At 42.4% G+C, this 7,947-nt stretch carries 6 protein-coding genes; all 6 read right to left on the bottom strand.

What is annotated here, in order from left to right; all coding sequences use genetic code 11:
* Nucleotides 1-2,062: nitrogenase component 1 (locus LDL35_RS13125; RefSeq protein WP_304023189.1), on the bottom strand; the 2,062-nt coding region annotated here is incomplete at its 3' end.
* Between the two features lie 58 nt (nt 2,063-2,120).
* On the bottom strand, nt 2,121-3,140 hold the full coding sequence (locus tag LDL35_RS13120) for an ABC transporter ATP-binding protein (protein ID WP_304023186.1): 1,020 nt from the start codon (nt 3,138-3,140) through the stop codon (nt 2,121-2,123).
* Complete coding sequence (locus tag LDL35_RS13115; protein WP_304023184.1) at nt 3,140-4,162, bottom strand: iron ABC transporter permease; 1,023 nt, start codon at nt 4,160-4,162, stop codon at nt 3,140-3,142. Before LDL35_RS13115 ends, LDL35_RS13120 begins: the two co-directional genes overlap by 1 nt.
* A gap of 60 nt (nt 4,163-4,222) precedes the next feature.
* Nucleotides 4,223-5,407, bottom strand: a complete 1,185-nt coding sequence (locus LDL35_RS13110; RefSeq protein WP_304023181.1) for an ABC transporter substrate-binding protein — start codon at nt 5,405-5,407, stop codon at nt 4,223-4,225.
* A 61-nt stretch (nt 5,408-5,468) separates the two neighbouring features.
* Nucleotides 5,469-7,340 (bottom strand): VWA domain-containing protein, encoded by a 1,872-nt coding sequence (locus LDL35_RS13105; RefSeq protein WP_304023178.1) that lies wholly within the window; start codon nt 7,338-7,340, stop codon nt 5,469-5,471.
* Nucleotides 7,330-7,947: magnesium chelatase (locus tag LDL35_RS13100; RefSeq protein ID WP_304023176.1), on the bottom strand; the 618-nt coding region annotated here is incomplete at its 5' end. The genes LDL35_RS13105 and LDL35_RS13100, both read right to left, overlap by 11 nt.

The raw sequence follows: 7,947 nt of genomic DNA, 5'->3' as shown, positions 1-7,947 counted from the left end.
CAGCTTTTGTATGATCAAGCCAGATAGTGGTTAATACAAGGTCCGGATGATGTGTTTTGATATCATCATAGAGTGCATCGGGACTATAATCCATTACTATGGATGGGTCGGTATCTTTTTGATAATGTTTCGTAGTATACGGAGATGAAAAAAATCCTGCACAGATTATTTCCATCTCACATTCTCTGACCACCTCTAAAACCCAGGATATATCCGGACCAGACGAAGCGATAATTACCCGTTTTCCAGAAGTCATCTGCTTAACCAATGCAATTTCTTCACAGTATATTTTCTCATTTCGTGCGATAAGTGCTGAACCCATATCCCGGACACTGAATCTGTCAGCAAGATCCTCAATCCATCTGACCGTTTCATGGAAGGTATATGGAAAAGAATGAGGAAATATTTCTAATCCGGTTTTTTCTGAAATGATTTTAGATATTTCCAGGGTATTTTTATCAGAAGATGCCGGGAGAATGATACTTTGTTCACTCATGGATTCCAGCTCATTTACCGAGGTATATGTAAGAAACCTGCATGAAACCGGGATATCAAGAGTAGAGAGATAATGATTTAATTCATTAAAATTTGCAGTTGTATTATTCGCAAGAATTTTTTCTCCAACAATGACCACAGAACCTATCTTTTTCCCGGCTTCCTGTTTCACCAGTTGTAAAGAGGCGTGATACCCTGCCATGGTGCCTGCACTGAAGTCTCCCTCTCCGATTCCGTTTACCGGTACAGGAATGATCGGTATACCCAGATTCTGGCTCATTTCAGATGAACAACCTACAATATCATCCCCGGTTATACCGGGTGTACATCCGGATACAATAAATATTACACGTTTGCCGGATCCAACAGAATTAACAATAGTTTTTTTTAACTCTTCAATTCCCCCGAATACCATCATTTTTTCATCCATCCTGGTATGAATAAATGAAAATGACATATGTTTACCATGATGATCTGATTTATCACAATCCCGGTTTTGTGAAGAGATCAGAAGATTGGAGACAATATGTGCACAACTTGAGGGACAATGGGCAATAACAGAAGCATCCCGGATTTGAGCGAGTACGGCTATTGCCCCGGCAAATGCACAACCAAATAGAGGAGGCTTTTTTGGGATGGTATAATGACCGGTTCCATTATCAATGTATGAGATTCCGGGTCTGACATCCAGCTGTACCTGATGAGAGAAGGAGGTAAATCCAGATATATCTCTTCCAAGTATAAGTGATTCAAGGTCAATTACATCAAGAGGGTGAGCAGGATACCGGGGAATAGGGTTTTTAGTTGAAAAAAATTCAGATACCAGTTTTCGAAATAATAGTGTTTCCTGGCTATTTGGAAATGCAGCAACCACGGTCTTTGAATGCCGTTCTGCGGTGAGAAAGATCTCGCTTCTTGGGATCTTAACCAGGATAGGGAGACTGACTGCATGAGAAAATTTTTTTACTTGTTCATCTTCCTCAGCTCCTCCGCGGGAATTATAGATGATCCCTCCAATTCGTTGTATGTTGCCATCATAATTATGAATGCCGCGAAGTATATTATTTGCTGCATATAATGACATATATTCGCCAGATGTCACAATCAGGATGATATCTGCATATCCATGTCTGAGTGGGACAGCAAATCCCCCACATACCACATCTCCCAGGACATCATAGATGGTATAGGTATACCGGGAAGAATCAGTCTCTATCTGTTTGAGAATTTCAAATGTACTTAAAATTCCCCTTCCTGCACAACCCACACCAGGTTCCGGACCCCCGGCTTCTATACAGGCAATTCCATTATATCCTGTCCTGATGAGAACTGAATAATCAGTCTGGATACCAGATGCACGGAAAAAATCGGTTACGGTGTGGGTATGAAGTTCCCCGAGAAGTGTCCTGGTTGAATCATGTTTTGGATCACAACCTATATGCAGGACTGAATGCCCTTCATCTGAAAGAGCTGCAGAAATATTAGCTGATATCGTTGATTTTCCAATTCCTCCTTTTCCATACACTGCAATCCGGGAAATTGATCCCTTCGGGTTATAATACTTCATTACTTATATTTCTCCAATATCTGTAGGTAAAAAGACTAATAACTGCAGGGAAATTAGATTAACCTGCTGTCTTTAAGGTTTGTATCCAGTGTATTCCATCAGTCAGATTGGAAAAATGTTTCACCGTACCGGGAGTCTGAATAATCCAGGTCATGCATTTTTCGGTGGGAACGATGTGTACATGAACCTCTGCCGATTCATTTTCCTGTGAAATAAATCCAATCCTTTCCATGGCTCTTTCTGTCCAAAATCTGAATTTTCCATTCTCTCCGGTTATCCGTGCTGATCCCTTGGGATGGACAGGTATGTGAAAACGTCCCCGCTCCGCATCATAGGCGATTTCACCAATGGCAAACACCTGTGAAATAACTCCTTTTAAAACAAGATCTTCAGGAGCACCATCATGAAAAGATCCATCCCGATTGACGACCCAGAGGCGATCTGCAGTTCGCATTGCAAGATCCAGATCATGTGTTGAAAGGAGAATTCCCCGATCTTCTTTCAGGGCAAGATTTTTTAGAATATGCATTATTTCTATCCTATAGGGCATATCAAGAAAGGCAGTAGGTTCATCCAGAATTATAAGTTTTGAATTTTGTGCAAGAGCCCGGGCGATCATCACCTTTTGTCGTTCACCATCCGACAGTTCATGTAAATAACGGTGTGCAAAATGTCTGATTCCAATAGCATCCAAAGATGCGGTTATCATATCATGGTCTTCCTGTGCCAATGATCCTATCCAGTCGGTATGTGGATACCTTCCCAGACTGCAAACATCATATACCGTCAGTTGTCCGGCCTGAACCGGATTCGTTAGTACCATAGATACCAGTTTTGCCTGTTCCAGAGACGATATCGACCGGATATTCCTGCCAGAAAGAAAAACCTCACCGTCTAACGGCGGCAAAAGGCCAGTAATTGTTTTTAAAAGAGTTGATTTTCCACTGCCGTTCGGACCGACAAGACAAATTAACTCACCGGTATTCATATCCAGATTAAGATGAGAGATGACTTTTCTCTCTCCATTCTTTCTTTTTTTGTACCCGATGGTAAGTTTGTCTATATGAATAAGCCCCATCAGACACTGACCTCCATCCCATTCCTGCTTTTTGAAAAAATAATCCAGATAACTACTGGTGCCCCGATAAGGGAGGTAATGGCATTTAAAGGAAGGGTAATGGAATACCCCGGAACTGATGCGATAATATCTGCAGTAAGAGCAAGACAGGCCCCGAGCAGGATGCATGCCGGTATAAGAATGCAATGATTTGCAGTCGCAAAGAGTGCACGGCAGAGATGTGGGACGGATATTCCAATAAATCCAATAGGCCCGCAAAATGCCGTTACTACTCCGGAGAGAACTGCGGTGATGATGAAAATTTTATTTCTTGTTCTGATAAGATTAAGACCCATGCTCTCGGCATATTGGTCACCGAGAAGGAGTACGTTCAGATGCTTAATCAGAAATATTGAACATATCAGACCAAATACAGCAAACAAAACCAGAACCTGTATCTGGTCCCATGTTGCTCCACCAAATGAACCAAAACTCCAGATAGTATATGCCTGTATACGCTCTGCCAGGGCAAAATGCATGAGAATTGAAATGAAAGAGTTTGCTGTATACCCAAACATGAGCCCTAGAATAAGGAGTGTCATACTGCTTTGAACTCTTTTTGAAACCGCCAGGATCATAAGGAGGACAAGACCTGATCCGAAAGATGCTGCTATTGCAATACCAACACTTCCGAAAAATCCCAGATTCCCAAGAATCGAAGAGGCTCCTGCCGTTCCTGCGGAGAGAACAACGATTGCAACCCCAAGGCTGGCTCCTGCTGAAAGGCCAAGAACATCAGGTCCGGCAAGAGGATTTCGAAAGAGTGTCTGCATGAAAAGGCCGGCGATTGCAAGACATGCACCTGCACATAAACCGACCACTGCTTTAGGCAGTCGGAAATTGTAGATGATCATAATCCAGCTGTCATGTGAGGAACCATGACCAGTAAGAATCCGGAAAATTTCTTGATAGGGGATTGCAACTGATCCGAGAACCAATTCAAGGAAAAACAGGATTATTAATAAAATAAGGAGAAATGTCATTATTCCTGCAATTCGTATGCTGAAATGGCCGGATAAAATCATGGATATTGAATATCTCATTTAATCCAGATGCCGGTAGTAAACCAGATTATGATCTGAAACAACTTCAGGGTGAAATATTTTAATTAAATCCTTTAATATTACTTCGGGATGTGCTACGCCGGATTCCCAGTAATCATTCCCTCCTCCGGCATTTACCCGGGCATTATTGTTATAAATCTTTTTAGATTTTACTGCAGCAAACTCTGAATACCTGGCATCCTCTCCCAATAATTCCTGAAGAGTCATCGCAGTACCCGGATTTAACCAATAATCTGCTTTCTGTGCTCTATCGTATACTATTTCAAAATCGAGCGGAATACTTCCGGTAGTTGTGTCATCAGACCAGAGATAATCCGCTCCTGCGTCTCGTAATAGTTCAGCAACAAAACTACGACCCCCAGCCATATTCCAAGTCCCGTGCCAGTTATTATTCACAAATACGGTCGGATAGGTATCATTGCGTGAATGAACCGATTTTTCGAGTGACTGATATTCTTTTTTAATCTCTTCAAAGTAAGCATTCGCTTCTTTTTCCCGGTTGAAAAATACCGAAATGAATTTTATCCATTCTGCCCGCCCCAAGGGATCTTCTTCCATGTATTCAGCATTCAGAACTACAGGAATACCCGCTTCCTGAAGTTTTGGGTGTGCATCATACTCCGGTTGTCCAGTTGCATAAGTCATGACAAGATCAGGGTTCAGGTCTATCAAAGTTTCAAGATTGATACCTGTTGCCATTCCTGACCCACCTCCGGAGACATCAAGTACTTTTCCCTCCTGAATGAGATTACGAACCTCAGGTGTGTACACAGTATTCGGATTCGTGACTCCTTTTAATGAGCTGGTGATTCCAAGAATGGGAAGATATGGAAGATAGGTCGATGAGAGTGAAACAAACCGTTCTGAAGGGATTGTTATGATTTCTTCTCCTTTTCCAAGATGAGGTGGATTCACACCCGGTTTTACGAGGACATAGGTATATGATTCATCAGATCCTCGCCAGGGTTTTGTAACCGTGACTACTTTATAATCCTCATGATATTCAACAGAAAAACCGGTTGCATATTCCGGATATACCTGATCCTGTTCTACATTCTGGATTTTATTATCTGCAAACACCGGCAGGGGTATGAGAAATCCCGATATCAAAAAAAACACAAGGATAATATGAGAGGTATGTAAGGGGACTGTATGATTTACCATGATCAAAATCTCCTTTACATATGTAACTTTATTTTAATTAAACTTTTTTTTATTTATTTCATTAATATTTGGTTTGACGGCCACTTTCCTGTCTGACAAACTGAACGATTTCTTCTCCGTTCATGGTTTCAAGCAGCGTATATGTTCCCCCGATATGTTCAGCAAGTTTTTTTGCCAGGTAAAACCGAGGATAGCCACATTCGGTATCTATCACATAGTAATGTGCCTTCTCATTTCTCGCCGCCGCCGCAGCCATCCATGCTTCTGAAACCGGATCATTACCTGATCGTGCATGATTTGCCCTGCCATCAGAGATTATTATGACAAATGGTTCATCATGAGAATTTTTACGTCTGATTGTTCTGATGAGGCTTACTGCAGTGTAAATTCCAGAGGATAAGGGAGTTAATCCCCCGGTTGGAAGATGTGCCAGCTGATGATATGCAGTCATTCCACTTCGGGTGGGTTTTAACAGAACTTCTGCCCCTGTACCCCTGAATGAAATAAGAGCGACCTGGTCACGGTTAATATATGCATCTTTGAGTAATGAGAGGACTGCTCCTTTTACTGCTATCATTCGTTTTGCAGCACCCATGGAGCCACTTGAATCGACTACAAAGATGATAGTGCGCCCTGATTTTCGTTTCCGTTCTTTTACACGAATGTCCTGTACGGATATATTCAAAGCCAGTGTTCCATTTGATCGGGCAATCTGGTGTGGTGCCGCTGCACGGAAGGTCGCATCAAATGCAATATCATATATTTTTCCTGAAGGATGTTTTGACCGGAAATATCTTCCGTTATATGAAATGTTCTGATGTGATCCTTTTTTCCCGGTTTTCCCCATTGGACAGAAATTCCTATTTTTCTTTTGAGATATGAGATCTTTTGTGAATTGCATATCGCCTACTGCAAAGACCTGATCCGGAGCAGGAGCTTGTGGGATTTGTTTTTGCTGTGACTCATTCTGATCCTCTTTTTGGGGGTGGTTATTCTGTGGCAATCCATCTTCATCCTTTTTACTCTCACATTCCGGTAGAGATGATTGTTTTTTCTCGGTATCATGTAAAGAGGGTGACTCTTTCTGGTAATCTCGTCTCCGGTGTTGGAGAGATACCTGCAGAGTTGCAGAAATATCATCAACTGAAACCTGATCTCGTTCGTTTAGCGCTGCAAGGGCAGAGGCTGCGCTGCAATGAGCAATATCACCACGATGGCCCTCAACTCCCAGGTCTATAGCAAGACTCGTGACCAGATCCATTATTCCATCCGGAATATGGACATACGGGTACCGGTTTTGAGCTTTGAGAATCTGTTCTCTTTGATTATTTTCTTTTTCAGAGCATTTCAAATCAGGAATAGAATAATATGGGTTTCTACCTATGGCTTCTTTTAGAAACTGTTTCCGGAGGAATGGATCGGTTATTGCCGGGCATAGAGCACAGAGGGAAAAACGGTCAATTATATGTGGAGTGATTTCTCCTTCTTCCTGATTCAGAGTCGCGATTATTTTAAAATTTGTCTGATATATTGATGATATTCCATCTCTTTCAATTATCACCGTTCCGGTCTCTGCTGCAGTGAGAACTGCGGTTATGAGAGTATGATCCATGAGATGAATATCATCCATGATAACAATACCTCCGTCAGCCCTTTTTAAAAGTCCATGCTCAATTACTTCTTCTCCCCGTGCTAATGATGCCGTGAAATCAATTGACCCAAAAACCCGGTCCCATGTTGCATGTTGAGGAAGATGAACGGTTTTTTGATCTGTTACTGATGTGGCCAGCCTGGCAAGATGAGATTTGCCTGTTCCGGTCCCGCCAATCAGAATCAGACTCCTGATAGCTGGTGATACCAGGAAGAGTAGAAGTGATAATTTTGCTTCATTTAGTCCTTTTATATCAGCAAAATACTCATGTTCATGAAACATCCTGATAAAGCTCCGCAATCCAGGATTCCACTTGTTCCATATCACTATTCTGTTCTTCGAATGGTCGGCGGTACATCCGGTGAGGGAGGGCAAGTCCGGCAGCCCGGGTAATGTCTTCCTGGGAAATAGATGTTCTCCCTGCTAATGCAGCTGAAGCGAGGCCAGCTCGTATCAATGTCAGATCAGCGCGATGACCGTCAACACCCAATCGCAGGGTAATGGTTACTATCTTGTCAAGAATTGTATCATCGATTGGTATCTTGTTAATCATGGGTTTTGCAGATATCACATAATCCCGTAATACTTTTTCTGATGCATGATAAGAACTGGTGAATTCCTGTGGATTATGTTCAAAGGCCAGTCTTCTCCGGATTATTTCTTTGCGTACCTGAATATCTTCTTCACCGGTTACATCCACCACAAGACCAAACCTGTCCAGGAGCTGGGGACGGAGGTCACCTTCTTCCGGATTCATCGTACCGACAAGGAGGAACCGTGCCGGATGAGAAAACGAAATCCCTTCCCGCTCGACATAATTTACCCCCATTGCAGCTGCATCAAGGAGGAGATCCACCAGATGGTCTTCAAGCAGATTTACTTCATCAAC

This window comes from Methanospirillum hungatei (assembly GCF_020216685.1).
Lineage (GTDB): Archaea > Halobacteriota > Methanomicrobia > Methanomicrobiales > Methanospirillaceae > Methanospirillum > Methanospirillum hungatei_B.
Note: the sequence above shows the minus strand (reverse complement) of the source record. Positions and strands in the feature narration are given on the sequence as shown.

What these genes read in the sequence shown, in the direction of transcription:
- LDL35_RS13120 (WP_304023186.1), bottom strand. Translation starts at nt 3,140, where the DNA reads ATGGGGCTTATTCATATAGACAAACTTACCATCGGGTACAAAAAAAGA.
- LDL35_RS13115 (WP_304023184.1), bottom strand. Translation starts at nt 4,162, where the DNA reads ATGACATTTCTCCTTATTTTATTAATAATCCTGTTTTTCCTTGAATTG.
- LDL35_RS13110 (WP_304023181.1), bottom strand. Translation starts at nt 5,407, where the DNA reads ATGGTAAATCATACAGTCCCCTTACATACCTCTCATATTATCCTTGTG.
- LDL35_RS13105 (WP_304023178.1), bottom strand. Translation starts at nt 7,340, where the DNA reads ATGTTTCATGAACATGAGTATTTTGCTGATATAAAAGGACTAAATGAA.